General features: G+C 60.4%; 15 protein-coding genes. 9 read left to right on the forward strand and 6 right to left on the reverse strand.

Features of this window, described 5'->3' with window-relative positions; all coding sequences use genetic code 11:
* Nucleotides 1-110 precede the first annotated feature (110 nt).
* The 4 genes from LKX83_RS16950 to ilvA all read right to left on the reverse strand — a co-directional run bounded on the left by LKX83_RS16950 (nt 111) and on the right by ilvA (nt 4,656).
* Nucleotides 111-755, reverse strand: coding sequence for a TVP38/TMEM64 family protein (locus tag LKX83_RS16950; protein WP_227883474.1), 645 nt, complete (start codon nt 753-755; stop codon nt 111-113).
* 11 nt (nt 756-766) lie between these two features.
* Nucleotides 767-1,957: an MFS transporter gene (locus LKX83_RS16955; protein WP_227883475.1), complete on the reverse strand. Its 1,191-nt coding sequence runs from the start codon at nt 1,955-1,957 to the stop codon at nt 767-769.
* Nucleotides 1,958-2,110: 153 nt separating this feature from the next.
* The gene (locus tag LKX83_RS16960; RefSeq protein WP_227883476.1) at nt 2,111-3,289 is read right to left on the reverse strand and encodes an MGDG synthase family glycosyltransferase; all 1,179 of its coding nucleotides are present in this window, start codon (nt 3,287-3,289) and stop codon (nt 2,111-2,113) included.
* A gap of 89 nt (nt 3,290-3,378) precedes the next feature.
* Complete coding sequence (gene ilvA / locus LKX83_RS16965; protein WP_227883477.1) at nt 3,379-4,656, reverse strand: threonine ammonia-lyase IlvA; 1,278 nt, start codon at nt 4,654-4,656, stop codon at nt 3,379-3,381.
* 487 nt (nt 4,657-5,143) lie between these two features.
* On the opposite strand from ilvA, the gene LKX83_RS16970 reads away from it, so the two are divergent.
* From LKX83_RS16970 to LKX83_RS16980, 3 genes are all read left to right on the forward strand, one after another.
* Complete coding sequence (locus LKX83_RS16970; RefSeq protein WP_227883478.1) at nt 5,144-5,710, forward strand: hypothetical protein; 567 nt, start codon at nt 5,144-5,146, stop codon at nt 5,708-5,710.
* 758 nt (nt 5,711-6,468) lie between these two features.
* Nucleotides 6,469-7,224 (forward strand): FHA domain-containing protein, encoded by a 756-nt coding sequence (locus tag LKX83_RS16975; RefSeq protein ID WP_227883479.1) that lies wholly within the window; start codon nt 6,469-6,471, stop codon nt 7,222-7,224.
* 140 nt (nt 7,225-7,364) lie between these two features.
* Entirely contained in the window at nt 7,365-7,553 is a 189-nt protein-coding gene (locus tag LKX83_RS16980; RefSeq protein WP_227883480.1) for a hypothetical protein, read from the forward strand.
* Between the two features lie 147 nt (nt 7,554-7,700).
* Here the strand turns inward: LKX83_RS16980 and LKX83_RS16985 are convergent, their stop codons facing one another.
* Nucleotides 7,701-8,408: a YhcN/YlaJ family sporulation lipoprotein gene (locus LKX83_RS16985; protein ID WP_227883481.1), complete on the reverse strand. Its 708-nt coding sequence runs from the start codon at nt 8,406-8,408 to the stop codon at nt 7,701-7,703.
* A gap of 429 nt (nt 8,409-8,837) precedes the next feature.
* Between LKX83_RS16985 and coxB the strand changes: the two genes are divergently transcribed.
* The 6 genes from coxB to LKX83_RS17015 all read left to right on the forward strand — a co-directional run bounded on the left by coxB (nt 8,838) and on the right by LKX83_RS17015 (nt 14,309).
* The gene (coxB, locus tag LKX83_RS16990; RefSeq protein ID WP_227883482.1) at nt 8,838-9,881 is read left to right on the forward strand and encodes a cytochrome c oxidase subunit II; all 1,044 of its coding nucleotides are present in this window, start codon (nt 8,838-8,840) and stop codon (nt 9,879-9,881) included.
* 81 nt (nt 9,882-9,962) lie between these two features.
* Nucleotides 9,963-11,768 (forward strand): cytochrome c oxidase subunit I, encoded by a 1,806-nt coding sequence (gene ctaD, locus LKX83_RS16995; protein ID WP_227883491.1) that lies wholly within the window; start codon nt 9,963-9,965, stop codon nt 11,766-11,768.
* Nucleotides 11,765-12,382, forward strand: coding sequence for a cytochrome c oxidase subunit 3 (locus LKX83_RS17000; protein ID WP_227883483.1), 618 nt, complete (start codon nt 11,765-11,767; stop codon nt 12,380-12,382). Before ctaD ends, LKX83_RS17000 begins: the two co-directional genes overlap by 4 nt.
* A gap of 3 nt (nt 12,383-12,385) precedes the next feature.
* On the forward strand, nt 12,386-12,706 hold the full coding sequence (locus LKX83_RS17005) for a cytochrome C oxidase subunit IV family protein (protein WP_227883484.1): 321 nt from the start codon (nt 12,386-12,388) through the stop codon (nt 12,704-12,706).
* Between the two features lie 141 nt (nt 12,707-12,847).
* Nucleotides 12,848-13,759, forward strand: a complete 912-nt coding sequence (gene ctaG, locus LKX83_RS17010) for a cytochrome c oxidase assembly factor CtaG (protein WP_227883485.1) — start codon at nt 12,848-12,850, stop codon at nt 13,757-13,759.
* An 88-nt stretch (nt 13,760-13,847) separates the two neighbouring features.
* On the forward strand, nt 13,848-14,309 hold the full coding sequence (locus LKX83_RS17015) for a DUF420 domain-containing protein (protein ID WP_227883486.1): 462 nt from the start codon (nt 13,848-13,850) through the stop codon (nt 14,307-14,309).
* Between the two features lie 75 nt (nt 14,310-14,384).
* Here the strand turns inward: LKX83_RS17015 and LKX83_RS17020 are convergent, their stop codons facing one another.
* On the reverse strand, nt 14,385-16,829 hold the full coding sequence (locus tag LKX83_RS17020) for an EAL domain-containing protein (protein WP_227883487.1): 2,445 nt from the start codon (nt 16,827-16,829) through the stop codon (nt 14,385-14,387).
* Between the last annotated feature and the right edge of the window lie 238 nt (nt 16,830-17,067).

A 17,067-nucleotide genomic window follows, 5' to 3' on the forward strand; every position in this document is an offset into this window, starting at 1 on the left:
CGGTTATGCTGCAAAAGGGAGCGCCGACGGCCGTCGCGCAGCCGCTTAAGCGCCCCCTTGATGGGCGAATCGCCGTAACCCCCCTGATCGGCGAATCGCCGCAAACGGGACTATTTCTTGGCCTCCGAGCCCACGTAACGCGCTTCGAGTTTTTTGCCGAGCAGCCAGAGGAGGACCAGGATGCCGCCGGCGACGACGAGGCGCCAAGGTTGATGGACGAGGGCGTACAGATCGTGGCCCAAAAACGACAGCGTGAAGATCATGACCGCTTTGCCCATCACCACCGCGATCATAAACGTATGGAGCGGGATTTTGGACATGCCGGAGGCGATGTTGACCAAGGCCGAAGGGGAAAAGGGGAAGCAGGCGAGTACAAAGATCGGCGTAAACCCCCGGGTCTCGATCCAGCCGAAAAAGGTGTCCATCCGGGGAAATCTTCGGCGGATGCGATCGCTGTACCTGCGGCCGATGCCGCGCGCCAGCAGAAAGACGAAGAGCGAGCCGATGCAGACGCCGATCCACGAATAGAGGAAGCCGAGCCACATGCCGTACGAGAGGGCGTTGGCGACGACGAACACGACGAGCGGCAAAAACGGCAGCAGCGATTCGGTGAGCGGCAGGAGGATGCCCGGCAGCGGGCCGAGCGCGGAGAAGCGGTCGAGCAGCGCCTGGATCTTCTCGAGGTCGAGGCTTCGGATTTGGTCGGTCCACTGCTGCCACCGGCCGGAGGCGAACGCCGTCCAGAGCAGATGCATCGTCGCGTCCCTCATGACGGCGTCCGGCGCTCGCCGCGGAATAGCCGGAACGGAAAGAGCAGGTAGATGAAGCTGATGACGGCGAAGATGACCGAGGCCGCGATGACGACGGACGGCTCCCCGTTCGCCGTGGCGATCAGGCCGCCGATGCCCGGGCCAAGCAAACCGCCGATGCCTTCGACGGTGGACAGAACGCCCCAGCCGAGCCCCTTCTGACCGGGCGGCACGTAGGCGGCGAGCAGCGCGTTCCAGGCCGGCAGCACCGCCGCGTAGGACAGTCCGAGGACGAGCGCCCACGTCAGCGCGACGCCCAGCACCGGATGCATCGTCAGCCCGTATAGCGCGATGCCGAAGATCAGGAAGCCGGCTACGAGAAACCACTTCTTGCCGAGCGAGTCGGACAGCCGCCCCATCGGGATGAGCCCGGCGACGGTGCAGCCTCCCCCGATGAAGAGCAGGATGGAGTACTGCGTCGGCGACATGCCGAGGTGCTCCTTGGCAAAGCTCGGCAGGATCGGCTGCAGCATGCCGGCTGCGAGCGTCTGCATGACCATGCCCGGCAGGAGCGGCTTCATCTCGGAGAGATGGGAGCCGAGGACGGCGAGCTGGCGGCGAAAAGGAACCGTCTCGACGTCGGCGTGGGACTCGGCGGGAATGAGAAACGACAGCAAGCAGGCGACGCCCGAGCCGATGACCATGACCCAGTAGCTGAGCGATTCGCTCCGCTCGAGCAGCAGGTTCATGACGACGGGGCCGGCGCCGAGCCCGACCAGCCATATCGTGTAGAGGAAGCCCATCTGCGCGCCGCGTCCTTCTTCCCGAACCTTGGTCAGACAGTAGATCCAGATCGGGGAGATGCCGAGGCCGTACAGTCCCGAAGCGGCGATGAACATCCACGGCACGTCCGCATAGCCGATCAGGAAAATGCCGAGCAGCGAAGCGAGGAGGCCGACGCTGATGATCGTCCGTACGGCGAACCGGTGCATGAGGTATCCGATACCCAGCTTCAAGGCGGTGTCGACGAGGTAGTGGGCGGTGATCGCCACCCCGATGACGTCGAGCTCCAGGCCGAGCGTGTCTTTGCCGTAAATCGGCAGAAAACTGATGAGGGCGGCGCCGCGTACGAACTCGACCAGGAATAGGATGAGCGACAGCAGCGACATTTCCGGGTTAAAAAAGGACCGTAACGGGGCTGATTTCACAGAAAATCTCCTTTGAAAACCTGCCGCGGACCCGTCCGCGCGACGGGCGGGGCAGGGGGCTTGTCCGTCGATCGCATCGATGTCTCCATAAGGCGGAGAGCGCTCCCCCAAAAAGGAGAGAGCGGGCCGATGCGCCCGTTGGGAACGCACGGATCAAGAATGCGTCGCGGATTCGTTTATTTCAATTATAGGCAATTCCTGCAAAATATCCAAAACGATCCGGTCCGCCGCCCCTTCCTTGCGCAGCCCTTCGAGCGCCGCCAGCATCTCCCGGCGCCTCGCGCCGTCTCGCAGGAGGGCGTGGACGGCGTCCGCGAGCTCCCGGTTCGTTCGGCAGACGACGGCCGCGCCTTTGGCCGCCAGATAGCGGGCATTGCCCTGCTCCTGGCCCGGCACCGGCCGGTAAAGGAAGATCGGGAGGCCGGCCAGGATCGCCTCCGACAATGTGAGCCCGCCCGGCTTGGTGACGATGCAGGCGGACAATCCCATCAGCTCGTCGATCTGCTCGACGTATCCGAACACGGCGACGTTCGCGTTGTCCACATAGGCGTGGCTCAGATGCGAGGCCAGCACCCGGTTGCGTCCGCAGACGATCGCCGTCTGCACGCCCGGGTCGGCGCATAGGCGGTCGCACAGCCCGCGAATGCCGGGGAGCGCGCCGTAGGCGCCGGCCATGACGAGCACGACGGGACGATCCGGATCGAGCCCGAACTTCGCGGCGGCGAATGCGGTCTTCTCCCGGTTCGGAACGAAGGCGCCGCGCAGCGGAATGCCGGTCGCCGCAATGCGCTCTCGGGGCACGCCGGTGCCGGCTAACTGCTCGCGGAGGTCTTCGGTGGCGACATAATACTTGTTCACATGGGGATGCACCCAGCGCATATGAAGCTCAAAGTCGGTGACGACGTTGTAAATGCGGATGCGGCGGCCGAGACGGCCGGCGATCGCGGGCACCACGAGGGTGGGAAACGTGTGAATGACGATATCCGGCTGCTCGCGCCGGATGAGCCGCTTCATCGTGTCCGCGCCGAACGAATGGAGCCAGTGGGCGAGCAGCGAGCGCGGCTTCATGTCTTTGGTCGCCCGGTACACCCATCCGTAAAAGTGCGGCCAGTAGGTGTAGCTGTTGCGGTAGACGAAGCGGCTGACGCCGTTTACGATCGGATGCGATTCGGCCAGCAGATCGAACAGTCGAACGTCTGCTATGCCCTGCCGGGCAAATCCGGCCTTCAGCGCCTGGGCTGCCTGCCAGTGGCCTTCTCCGTATTGGGCATACAAGATGAGGACCTTCGGTCCCGTCCGGGGCATGGTCGTCGTCTCCGGCTGTTCCCCCATCGTTTCCGCTCCTTTGCGTGACTTGATCTGTGGCTTCCACTCCTTATTTTAATGTAATCCTTCTTTGTAAATACCAAATTAACCGCAAGTCAAATCAGCAGGTTGAACAACTCGGGGTCTTTGTTCAGCTCGACGAAGCGGAAGCCTTTGCGCGTCATTCGCTCAACGAGCGGCGCGTAGTCGTCCGGGCTCTTGAGCTCGATGCCGACGAGGGCGGGGCCGTTTTCCTTATTGTGCTTTTTGGTGTACTCGAACCTCACGATGTCGTCGCTCGGCCCGAGCACGTCGTCGAGAAATTCGCGCAGGGCGCCGGCACGCTGCGGGAAGCTGATCATGAAGTAGTGCTTCAACCCTTCATAAATGAGGGAGCGCTCTTTGATCTCCTGCATCCGGTCGATGTCGTTGTTGCCGCCGCTGACGATGCAGACGACGTTTTTGCCGGCGAGGCGATCGGCCAGCATCGGCAGGGCCGCGACCGTGAGGGCGCCCGCGGGTTCGGCGACGATGGCATGCTCGTTGTACAGCTCCAGGATCGTCGTGCAGACGCGGCCTTCCGGTACGGCGACGATGTCGTCGAGCAGCTCGCGGCAGAGCGCGTAGGTGAGGTCGCCGACCCGTTTCACCGCGGCGCCGTCCACGAATTTGTCGATCTCCTCCAGCGTCACGACCTCCTGGCTGTCCCATGCGGCCCGCATGGAAGTCGCGCCTTCGGGCTCGACGCCGATCACTACGGTTTTCGGGCTTACCGTCTTCAAGTAGGCCGCGACGCCCGCCGCCAGACCGCCTCCGCCGACGGTGACGAGGAGGACGTCGATCGGCTGCCGGCTCGCTTCGATAATCTCCTTGCCGACCGTACCGTTGCCCGCCACGATCCGCGGATCGTCGAACGGGTGGACGAAGGCCATCCCGTTTTCCCGGCTGGCGCGAATCGCCTCGGCGTAGGCGTCGTCGAACGTATCGCCGGTCAGGCGGACCTCGACCTTGTCGCCTCCGAACAGCTTCACCTGGTTAATCTTCTGCCGCGGCGTGGTCGCCGGCATATAGATGATTCCAGGGATATCGAGGGCCTGACACGAATAGGCGACGCCTTGGGCGTGATTGCCGGCGCTGGCGCACACGACGCCGCGCGACCGGTCCTCGGGCGGCATCGAGGAGATGAGGTTATAGGCGCCGCGAATCTTGAACGAGCGGACGACCTGCTGGTCCTCGCGCTTGAGGAAAACGTTGCAGCCGTACTTGGCCGACAGGGAACGGTTGGCCTGCAGCGGCGTCGGGACGATGACGTCGTGCAGGACGTGAGAGGCTTGGAGGATGTCCTCCAGGCGCACGGGGCGGGCGGAGGCGGGGGTCGGACGGGATTCGGACATGGAGATCTTCCTTTCGCAAGAGGGTATAGGAGAAAGAGACCGGCGGGATGCGGCTCTCCAGCAAGGGTCAGGACGAATCGATCGGGTGTGCGGGGGTGTTGAAGACAAATAAAAAAACCGCCCCTCCAAAAGGGACGGATCGCTCCGTGTTACCACCCTTATTCCGCGGCGCGGCAGCTGGTCCAGGGGACCGTCGGCACGATGCGGCACTCATCGTCGCGTCCTAACAGACGCTGCCTCGCTAACGGGGGCTTCCGTCCGCGCTTGGCTGCCCGGGGGCAGGCTCGTTGGGCACGGCTTCTCGGGGAGGATATTCGCTCGGGCTCGAACGTCGGCTCGCAGCAAGCGCCGACTCTCTGGGGTTCGAGGAGTCCGGGGAACGCGTTCCCGTCATTGAATTTATATAATGTTATACTCTTACGTAGGGCAGAAGTCAATCGGGATGTTGCCCAATGGCAAGACGGAGTCGGGGGAAGGGGAGCCAAAAATGAAAAAACTGCTGATCGCCTTGCTCGTATTGATCATTCTCGCCGGCGCCGGAGGCGCGCTGGCTTACTGGTACGTCGCGCCGGACCGCAAGCTGGATCTGAGCTATTCCGAAATTCCGCTGGAGGAGCGGGGGCTCGAGATGCTGCGGCGTCTGTCCACCGAGCTCGCCCTGACCGAAGATGACGTGAACAATCTGGCCAAGGCGACGATCGCGGACCACCCGCAGTACAGCAAAGACGTCGAAATTACCGGCGCGGAGTTTCGCTTGTCCGGGGACGACCGTCTAGTCGCGGATTTGAACATCCGATACAAGGACAAAGTTCCGATGGGGTTGACGCTGACTTATCGGCTGAGCTGGAACAATCCGAATCTGACGGCCACGGTCGAGAAAGCGCAGCTGAAGGACGTTTCGCTGCCGGCCGATCGGTTCGACGACGTCGTCATCCCGCTCGGCGCGCAGCTGCCGAAGCTGGTGAAGGTCAAAGACGTTCGCGTCCAAGGAGGCGAGGTCGTCGTTTCTTTCCAGAAGCCGAGCCTCAAGGATTTGCAGGAACTGCTGCGATAGGGACGTTTGATGCGAGACCGCCGGGGAAAGGGAACCCTGGTCGTCAATTGTTTTCGGCAAATGTGCGTATGTAAACTACCTTCATTGGCTGTAGGCAGCTTCTTTCGGCAAATGTGCGTATGTAAACTACCTTCATTGGCGGTTGGCAGCATCTTTCGGCGAATGTGCGTATGTAAACGACCTACATCGGCGGTCGGCAGCTTCTTTCGGCGAATGTGCGTATGTAAACGACCTACATCGGCGGTCGGCAGCTTCTTTCGGCGAATGTGCGTATGTAAACGACCTACATTGGCGGTTGGCAGCTTCTTTCGGCGAATGTGCGTATGTATACTACCTACATTGGCGGTTGGCAGCTTCTTTCGGCGAATGTGCGTATGTAAACGACCTACATTGGCGGTTGTGCGTATGTAAACGGGCGGTCTTTTTATGGAGCGCGCTCTTTCCTCGCGGCGAGCATAGAAGAAGCGATCGAACGAATACAAGGGTCGGGAAGAAAAAAGGAAAGGTTTCCTTACCGCCGGAATGCCGGCATGCACCGATGAAACGTTCGGTCCCGGCATTAAAAATTTCTAAAATATGGATGTTCCGCATTGAAGCGAGTGGCAGGATTCGGTATACTGGAAAAAAGGGTCAGCATGATGACCTTTCTTCTTTCCACACTATCGTAAGCGTTTACAATATTCATTCGCAATAGGCGCAAGGGGGTGAAATCGGTGTCGCTCCGGACCGATAATAGTCAAGAGAGGAGGGAGGCATTGATGAACACGGTCGTGGGCCGGATCCGTCGATCCGGCCGGCGCGCGTTCGCGTCCGCCGGCGCCGTAGGCGGGCTCGCGGCGGGCGCGAACCCTGCGGCCGCGTCGATGAAGCTGGATGCGTCGACTGCGCAGACGGCGATCGGCACGCTGCCTCTGCTCGCGGCCATGGGGATTGGCATCGTCGTGGCGGCCGTCGCGGTCGTCGCGTTTCTGCAGATGACTGCGCGGGGTAAGGGTCGGGGAGATGCGTTTGAGCCGCCGGAGGTCGGCGCGAACGAGGAAGAAGCGGCGGAGCGGGAAGCATGCGCGGATATGGACGTCGTCGCGAAGGACGAAAAGGACGCGGCGGCAGAGCGAGGCGCGCCTTTGCCGGACTATACGATCCCGTTGTCGAAGCTGAGCGACGTGCCGGAGCCGCTCTTGCAGGCCGGCGAGGGAGAGCCGCGGCTGTGCGGCCTCCAGGGGGAGTTCGCCGGTGCGAGCTTCAAGCTGTCGGAGCGCCCGCTGTCGATCGGCCGGGATGCCGCCCAGTGCGGTCTCGTGTTTCCATTCGATTCGGGGGAGATTAGTCGCAGGCACTGCTCGCTGCGGTACGCGGCCGATCGGGGCGCGTTTTTCTTGGAGGACCATGGTTCCTCCAACGGCACTTTTCTGACCGACGGCCGACGGCTTCGGGCGGGGGAGCGCTACGAGCTTCGGCCGGGCGAGAGGTTCGCGCTGTCGGGCGGAACGCACCTGTTCGAAGTGAGGCTCTGAGGCGGTTTTGCTTTCAACCCCGTCCGATTACTGGTATACTGGTAAGGAGCAGGAAGTAAGCATCATCAATAGGCAGCCGGGGTGTGGACCGTGTAGTAGCTTAAACTTGCGGGATTTTTTCCGCCGGGAGGGAATATGGCATGGCAAAACGCAGTCACAACGAAGTTCAGGAAAGCCTGAGAGAACTGACGAGAATTTTCCGGCCTAAGGACCCGCGCAAGTTTGTGAAGGATTACATTCGGAAATACAGAATTACCGGCGGCTATGAAGATGAGCTTACGATGCTCGTGGAGCGCGAGTTGGTCAAATTGAATACCTCCGCATCTTGAGCGGAGATGATCCGGCAGGGGACGATCGGTCCCTTGCCGTTTTTTTGGGGAGTCGTAAGTCTTTGCGCAGGCAAAAGACGGCCGCTCAGCGTCGGGAGCCCGGCGGCCGTCCTCTTGTTGTTTCCTTTTATATATACGCGTTTCGCATTAGCGGTCCGAGATCGGGATCGGCACCTGGCCGCCAAGGCTGAACGTGTATTTCGCCAGCTTGTTGAACTCGGGAATGAGCGGCGCGAGCGGCTTGCCCGCCCAGGAGGCTCTCGCGAAGTCGAGGAGCTGGTTCATGTACTCCTGGTTCGCCGAAATGTGCACGCCCTGCACGTTCGGCGCCAGCTTGCGCACGTTCTCGGCGATCGTCTGGCGGAATTCGGTGGACAGGTCCGAGATGTCCTTGTGGGAAAAGTAAGAGTTGTAGGGCGTGACGATTTTCCGCGGATCCCAACGGCTGCTCCCCGTATCCACGTTGTAGACGCCTTCGGTCGTCCCCGTGTTGTCCTGCTCGCGCATCCGCTTGCCGCCGTGGGACAGCGTGCCGGTAGCCGTCCAGTCCGTCGTGATGCCCACATAGGCGTTTTTGTCCGTCAGCATGACGATCGCGTCGCTTACGCCGGGCAGATTCGAGACCTTGTAGCTCAGCTTGGAGCTGTACTCGAAGTATTTGTTGTCGTGCATCTTCGGATCTGTCGTCACCGCGCTGTAAGCGCGGACCCGCGCCATCTTCGGATCGTTCGCGAGGCGGCTCCCGTAGTCGTGAGCGCTTTTATGGAATTCGCTCTTATAGTTGCAGGCTCCGAGCAGTCCGCTCGTGATGGCGGCGACGCCAAGCGCGATGATCGCTTTTCGCAGCTGCTGCATGCTTCCTATCCTCCATCCCTTTTCCGCTTGATGTCCGTATTGTTCGCTCCCGGGACAAAAGTATGCTTGCTGCGCCGTACATAAAACCCGGTGCGGTTGGTAAAACATGAGGGGAGGGAACTTCAAGCGGAGATCGCCGATCCCGGTCCGCGAACGGGTCCGGACGGCGCTTTCAAATCGCCGTAGAAGCCCTTTCAAGACCGCCCTGAGAGACGGAAAACCCTTGTGTGGCAACGATTTTGACAGTTTTGAGAACAATTTGTGAACTGTTCTGTGAACATTGACAAACCGTCGTGCCAATCTTAATATTTATTAGAGTGATTAAGTACGTGTGTTGAATTGATTCAACATCGCGCAACACGTAGGTTGCCGCCGCCACGCCTAACGCACACAGGCAATCTATGAAAAAGTCAAAGTGGGGATGAATTGATGATGAATCGGTGGCGCGTAATGAAGCGGCTGCTCCCGCTGATGGCAGGAGTGGTTCTGCTCCTGTCGGCATGCGGAAGAGAGGACTTGTCCACGCTGAACCCGCAAGGGCCGGTAGCCCAGAAACAATTTGACCTCATGACGTTGTCGATCAGCATCATGGCGCTCGTCGTCATAATCGTATTTGCGATTTGCATCTACGTGTTGATCCGGTTCCGCCGCCGCAAGGGCGACAAGTCCGTGCCGAAGCAAGTCGAAGGCAACCATACGCTCGAGATCATCTGGACGGTCATTCCGATCATCCTGCTGCTGATCCTCGGCGTGCCGACGATCAACACGGTGTTCGGTCTGGCCAAGGACTACTCCAAGGATCCGAACGCGGTCCAGGTTACGGTAACTTCGCACCAGTACTGGTGGGAGTTCGAGTATCCGGAATACGGCATCAAGACGGCGCAGGAGCTGGTCGTGCCGACCGGGAAGAAGATCCAGTTCACGCTGGCGTCCGCCGACGTGACGCACGCCTTCTGGATTCCGTCGATCGGCGGCAAGATCGATACAAACGCAGGAACGGGTACCACGAACAAGCTGTTCCTGGAATTCCCGAAGGAAGGCGTATTCAAAGGGAAATGCGCGGAACTTTGCGGACCTTCCCACAGCTTGATGGACTTCAAGGCGAAGGCGGTCAGCCAAGCTTCGTTCGACCGTTGGGTCGCGGCGATGAAGGCGCCGGCAGTCCTGCCTGAAGACAGCAAGATCAAGGACGCGCTCGAGAACAAGTGCCTCAGCTGCCACGCCATCGGCGAGAACAACGCGGGCAGCAGCGCGCCGAACCTGACGGGCATCGGCAGCCGCCAGACGATCGGGGGCATTCTCTACAACGATGAACCCGGCAAATCGGTGGAATCGAACATCAAGGAATGGGTTACCGACACGCAGAAGGTCAAGCCTGGCAACATGATGCCGAATGCTGGCGAACTGGGTCTGACCCAAGAAGAGCTCGACGGGATCGCCAAGTACTTGGCTGATTACAAGCTTGACTACTAATACTCTAGCTTCTGCGGGTAATGAAGGAGGTACGCGGCTTTGGCTGCACACGCGCACACAGTCAAGCGTTATCGGGGCTTGATGGACTGGCTGACGACCGTCGACCATAAGAAAATCGGAATTTTGTACTTACTCGCCGGCGGCCTGTTCTTCATCGTCGGCGGCCTGGAAGCGCTGATGATCCGGATTCAGCTGATGAAGCCGATGAACGACTTCGTAGGCGCAGATACGTTTAACGAATTGCTTACGATGCATGGTACGACCATGATCTTCCTCGCGGCGATGCCGATGCTGTTCGCTCTGATGAACGCCGTCATCCCGCTGCAGATCGGGGCGCGCGACGTCGCGTTCCCGTTCCTGAACTCGCTCGGCTTCTGGACGTTCTTCTTCGGCGGCGTGCTGCTGAACATCAGCTGGTTCGCAGGCGACGTGCCGGCCGCGGGCTGGACGTCCTACGTGCCGCTGGCAGGCCCGACCTACGGCAGCGGCCACGGCGTCGACTATTACCTGATGGGTCTGCAGATCGCCGGTATCGGCACCCTGCTGGGCGGCATTAACTTTATGGCGACGATCATCAACATGCGCGCGCCGGGCATGTCCTTCATGCGCATGCCGATGTTCACCTGGACGATCTTCATCACGTCCGCGCTGATCGTCTTCGCTTTCCCGGCTCTGACGGTAGGCCTCGTCGCCTTGACGTTCGACCGGCTGTTCCACGCGAACTTCTTCGAAACGGGCAGCGGCGGCAACACCGTCCTTTGGGAACATATCTTCTGGGTGTTCGGTCACCCCGAGGTATACATCCTGATCCTGCCGGCCTTCGGGATCATCTCCGAAGTCGTCAGCACGTTCTCGCGCAAGCGTCTGTTCGGCTACAGCTCGATGGTATTCGCGACCGTCCTGATCGCGTTCCTCGGGTTCATGGTCTGGGCGCACCACATGTTCACCGCGGGACTCGGCCCGGTCGCGAACGGCTTGTTCTCCATCGCGACGATGCTGATCGCGGTACCGACGGGGGTCAAGATCTTCAACTGGCTGTTCACCCTGTGGGGCGGCTCGATCCGCTTCACGACCGCAAACCTGTTCGGCATCGGCTTTATCCCGACGTTCGTCATGGGCGGCGTCACCGGGGTCATGCTCGCGTCCGCGCCGGCAGACTTCCAGTACCACGACAGCTACTTCGTCGTCGCTCACTTCCACTACGTTATCGTGGGCGGCTTGATCTTCGGCATCTTCGCCGGCCTGCACTACTGGTGGCCGAAGATGTTCGGGCGCCTGCTGAACGAGACGCTCGGCAAGCTGACGTTCTGGACGTTCTTCATCGGCTTCCACCTGACGTTCTTCGTGCAGCACTTCTTGGGTCTCTTGGGGATGCCGCGCCGGGTATGGACGTACCTGCCGAACCAGGGCTTCGACACGATGAACCTGGTCAGCTCCATCGGCGCGTTCTTGATGGGCGTAGGCACGATCGTATTCCTGATCAACGTCGTCGTCAGCGCCGCCAAAAAGCAGCGCGTAGCCGACGATCCTTGGGAAGACGGCCGTTCGCTCGAATGGTCGATTCCTTCGCCGCCGCCGGAATACAACTTCAAGCAGCTTCCGCTGGTGCGCAGCTATGACGCCTGGTGGAACGAAAAGCAAAAAGGCAATGCGGAAATGCCGCCGGCGGAGCCGGTCGGACCGATCCACATGCCTTCGCCTTCGATCCTTCCGCTCATTATGAGCATCGGATTGTTCGCAGCCGGCCTCGGTTTCATGTATGATAAACTGATCGTCGCCATCGCCGGACTCGTCGTTACATTTGGCTGTATGTTCCTCCGTTCCGTGTTTGACGACCACGGGTTCCACATCGAGCCGGAGGAGCAGGAGAAAGGGGTGCACGCATGAGCGCACATGAACACGCAGACGGACATTTGCCTCACGAACCGGAGAAGGCAACGCTAGAGGGACGCAACAAAGTCCTCGGCTTCTGGCTTTTCCTCGGCGCGGAGACGGTCCTGTTCGGCACCCTGTTCGCCGCCTTCATCGCGCTTCGCCACCAGACGCTCGACGGCCCGACGGCCGATCACCTGTTCGAGCTGCCGATGGTATTCGCGGCTACGATGATCCTGTTGTTCTCGAGCTTGACGAGCGTGTTCGCCGTTCAGGCGATGCACCGCCACCAGACCAAGCCGATGGTGCTCTGGCTGATCGTCACGATTCTGCTCGGCCTTTGCTTCCTGGGGCTTGAAATTTACGAATTCAACACGTACGTCAGCGAAGGCCATCAATTCTCGACTAGCGCATTCAGCTCTTCGTTCTACACGCTGGTCGGCTTCCACGGCGCGCACGTCGCGTTCGGGGTGCTCTGGATCGGTCTGCTGATCGCGCAAATCTTCAAGAAGGGCCTTACGGTCGTCACGGCTCCGAAGATTTACGTGTCGGCGATCTACTGGCACTTCATCGACGTCGTCTGGGTATTCATCTTCACCGTGGTCTACCTGATGGGAAAGGTGGGTTAACGCATGGCGAGCAACCATTCCGCTTCCTCCGGGGAAGAGACAAGACGCCACCGCGCAGAGGGACCCCAAAAGCACATCGTCGCTTTTGTCATGTCTCTCGCGCTGACGATCATCGCATTCGCCGCGGTGGCGGCCGGCGAGATCAACCAGACGTTCACCTACATCATTCTCGTAGGCATGGCGATTCTCCAAGTGTTCGTTCAGATGGCATTCTGGATGCACATGAAGGACCGGGGGCACCTGTTCCCGATCTTCGGGATTTTGTTCGGCATCGTCGTCGTGTTCACGATGGTGATCATGGCGCTATATTGGGTTTGGTGGTAAGTCTATCCATAAACTTCAGAGAGGCGGGCCGACTCCCCGCCTCTTTTTCCTTGGATGGGACGGTTTTGGCGTTGCGGCCAGTCGCTTGGCGCAGTTGATCTTGGCGCAATTGGGATATGCTGTAGAAAGGAGGGATCGAAGATGGGCTTGCAATACTTTTCGTTTGCCGACCTGTGGAGTCCGTATCTGCTGACGCTGATGCTGGCGATCATCGTACTCTATACGTTTGTGGTCGGGCCGTGGCGAGAGCGCTTCGGAGGCGCGGAGCCGGTCGGCGCGGGTCGTCAGATCTCGTTCATCGCGGGCATCGTGCTGCTCTATCTCGCGCAAGGCGGCCCCCTCAGCCTGATGGGTCACCTCATGTTTACGTTTCATATGACGGATATGGCGATCTCGTACTTCATCGTGCCGCCGATGCTGCTTTACGGCGTGCCGGTGTGGCTGTGGCGGGCTATCTTCTCGCAACGGGGTTGGCGGCCGCTGCGCTTCCTCATGAATCCGCTGTTCGGTCTGTTCGCGTTTAACTTGCTGTTCTCGTTCTACCACATGCCCAGCAACCACGACTGGATCATGACGCACTATTATGTGCACGCCTTGTATTATTTGGCGCTGTTCCTGACGGCGATGATCAGCTGGTGGCACGTCATGTCGCCGGTGCCGGAATGGTCGCGGCTTACGAACCTGCGCAAGCTCGGCTTCATCTTCCTGAACGGCTTGCTGCTGACGCCGGCTTGCGTCCTGATCATCTTCGCCGGGGCGCCCCTGTTCGCCGTCTACAACGATCCTCAAGTATGGGTGCGGGCGATGGGCTACTGCGTGTCGGGGGACCCGGCCGCGCTGCTCTCCAAATTCGAAGGCGGACCGGCGTTCTTCAGTCTGCTTTCGCCGCTCGACGACCAGCAGCTGGGCGGCATCATCATGAAGCTGCTGCAGGAGGGCGTTAATATCGTCGCGCTGTTTACCGTCTTCATGCAATGGTACAAACGCGAGCGGGCGCAGGACGACGATCCTACCTTTGATCATGCATCCTCGGGACGTTTGAACAATGTGTGAAGAACTCTGTTAACGTTTGATCAACTGCAAACGGCAGGGTACAATGGGGACAGTTGATTAAGTTCGCTGGAGCAGGTGAGCCTAGAATATGTCGAATTACACGATCATGCCGACGATCAGTACGAGCTTTATCGCTTTGAGCGCCATTCTGGTCGCGATCGGCTGGAATCTCATCATCAAGGGAAAGCGGGAAGCCCACCAGAAGACGATGATCGCCGCCGCGATCGCCGCGTTGTTGTTCTTCCTCATCTACGTGTCGCGGACGATTTTCGTCGGCAATACCGAGTGGGGCGGTCCGGACCATCTCAAGACGATTTATACGATCTTCTTGATCTTCCATATCATCCTCGCGATGGTGGCTGCGGTGTTCGGCATTACGACGCTGACGCTCGCCTTCCGGAAGAACTTCGCCAAGCATCGCAAATGGGGACGGACGACCGCCGTCATCTGGTTTGCAACCGCGATTACCGGCGTCACCGTCTACGTACTGCTCTATCTGCTGTATCCGGGCGGCCATACGAAGCCCGTCATCGACGCGATCTTCGGCTAATAGCTTCGCATCGTGTCGCGGGTTCAAACCAAAGGCTCATTCTTCCGACCAAGAGGGTCAGAGAATGAGCCTTTTTCATGCGCCAGCGGGAGGAATGCGAACTTCCTCGGCGCAGTCGTCGCCGAGCATCAAGCGCCGAATGTCAGCGGCGGGCAGCGGCTTGCTGATATAGTAGCCCTGCATTTCGTCGCAGCCGTGAGAGGCGAGGAAGGCGGACTGGGCGCCCGTCTCGACACCTTCGGCGACGACCTGCAGGTTCAGATTGTGCGCGAGCGAGATGATCGTCGCGACGATGGAGCGGTCGTTCGTATCGGAAAGCATCTGCCGGATGAAAGACTGGTCGATCTTGAGCCGGTCGACCGGGAAGGTCTTCAAGTAGCTGAGCGAGCTGTAACCCGTGCCGAAGTCGTCGATCGAGATGGAGACGCCCAGCTCCTTCAGCTGATGCAGCGTCGCGATGGCGCGGCCCACGTCCAGCGTCATCGACTCGGTGATCTCGAGCTCCAGGCAGCCGGGATCGAACGCCGTCTCGCGGATGATGCGACGGATCGAGTCGGCCAGGTCCTGGCTCAGGAATTGGCGGCTGGACAGATTGACGGACATGCGGAGCGAGCCAAGACCGTCCTGGTGCCAGCGCTTGGCTTGGCTGCAGGCGGTGCGCAGCACCCATTCGCCGATCGGGACGATCATGCCGGTCTCTTCGGCGAGCGGGATGAATTCCGCGGGAGAGATGAGCCCCTTTTTCCCATGATGCCAACGGATGAGCGCCTCGACGCCGACGATCCGTCCGCTCGCGATGTCCACCTGAGGCTGGTAGACAAGGTAAAATTCATCGCGCTCGAGCGCCTTGCGCAGCTCGTTCTCCAGCTGCACCCGCTCGGTAAGCACTTCGTTCATCGTTTGCTGATAGAAGCGGTACGTGTTTTTGCCGTTTTCCTTGGCCGAGTACATGGCGGTATCCGCATGCTTCATCAGCGCGATGCAGCTGTCGCCGTCCTCGGGATAACAAGCGATTCCGATGCTCGCCGTGATATGGATGTCGCGGCCGCGCAGGGAAAATGGAATGTCGATTTCCCGGTTGATCCGCATCGCCATTGCCTCCACGGACTCGCGCGCGACGCCGCTGGAGAGCAGGATGCAGAATTCGTCGCCGCCGAGTCGGGCGACGATCCCGGCGTCTCCGACGGCATTGCGCAGACGCGTCGCCACGGCGCGCAGCAGAAGGTCGCCAATGTCGTGTCCTTGCGAATCGTTGACGAACTTGAAGCGATCGACGTCGAGGAACAGGACGGCGAGCGGTTGGACGTCTCCGGTCGGTCCGGAAAGCATCTTGGCCACCTGACGCTCGAACAAGCGGCGGTTCGGCAAGCCCGTCACATCGTCATGATGCGCCATATGCTTCATGCGTCGCTCGGACCGCTTGCGATCGGTAATGTCCCGGACGATCGTGTAGACGCCTACGACCGCGCCTTCGACGACGACGGGAACGTTCGTGTTGTTGATCTCGATTCGGCTGCCGTCCCGGTGCGTCCAGGCGCTATCGAAGTTGCGGGACTGGCCGGCGACCGCTTCTTCGAAGTGAACCCTCGTCGTATGGCGGAACTCCTCGCAGATGAGATCCGCCGGCGGCATCGACAACAGCTCTTCGCGGCTGAAGCCGGTCATCCGCTCGGCGGCCTGGTTCGCGTCCAGCAGCCTTCCGGTCAGGGTAAAGGAAAACACCCCGTCCTGACTATGGCGGATCAGCGACTCGATGCGCTTGTCCCGCTCGAGCTGCTGCCTGTGCTGCGCCATCCAGACGCGGTCGATGTAGGCGCAGACGAGGGAGAGGACCAGCACGAGCAGCGTCGCGATCCCGATCGTGAACCCGAGCGCGGGAGAGGCGGTCTGATGGGCGGTCCCGATCAACGTGTGCGCATCGGTCGCGAACGAGGTGGCGGCCATGCTCGAGTAGTGCATGCCCGCGTTCGCCGCGCCCATGAGGAGGCCGGCTGCCGTCGTCTTGACCCTGCTTCCCGCATGGCGCTGCCGGTATGTCATCCAGAGCGCCGCGATCGAGACGGCGACGGCGATCAGGAGCGAGGCGGCGAGAAGGAGGGGGTCGTAGCGGATATGCGCGTTCAAACGCATGGCGCTCATCCCCATGTAGTGCATGCCGGCGATGCCTATGCCGAGCATGATGCCCCCGGCGACGAGCCAGCCTGCGCCCAGACTGTCGCGGCCGACGACGAACAGCGCGACGCCGGACGTCAGAATGGCCACGACGACCGACAGTCCGACGAGCCGATAGTCGTACCGGACGTCGACCGGAAGCTCCATGGCCAGCATGCCGACAAAATGCATCGACCAAATGCCGGTGCCCATGGAGGCGGCGCCGCACGCAAGCCAGACCCGCCGGGAGCGCCCTCGGGAAGCCGCGACTTGCCGGGCCATATAAAGGGCGGCGAGAGAAGCGACCGCTGCGATGAGGATAGAAAGAGAGACCGAGGCCCCGTTATAGTGACTTGGAAGTTCGTTCAAAAGAACCACCCTTGCGACAGAGTAGGGTAAGGATGAATTTACCGATTGACAAAAACCGACACAATCTGATTTTACCGGGTCTTGAACGGATTGAACAGGCCTAAACTTTATCGGGGCAAAGGAATGCTTGTGCCGCAAGGTTTTCGCTGGGGAGAGGATGGGAGCGGGCGATCGGCCCGCCCAAGTCATAACCACCGGCTTAGCCGGTGGCTTCCATCAGCCCTATAAGGGCATGTTA

This window comes from Cohnella baijiui, assembly GCF_020731285.1.
Lineage (GTDB): Bacteria > Bacillota > Bacilli > Paenibacillales > Paenibacillaceae > Cohnella.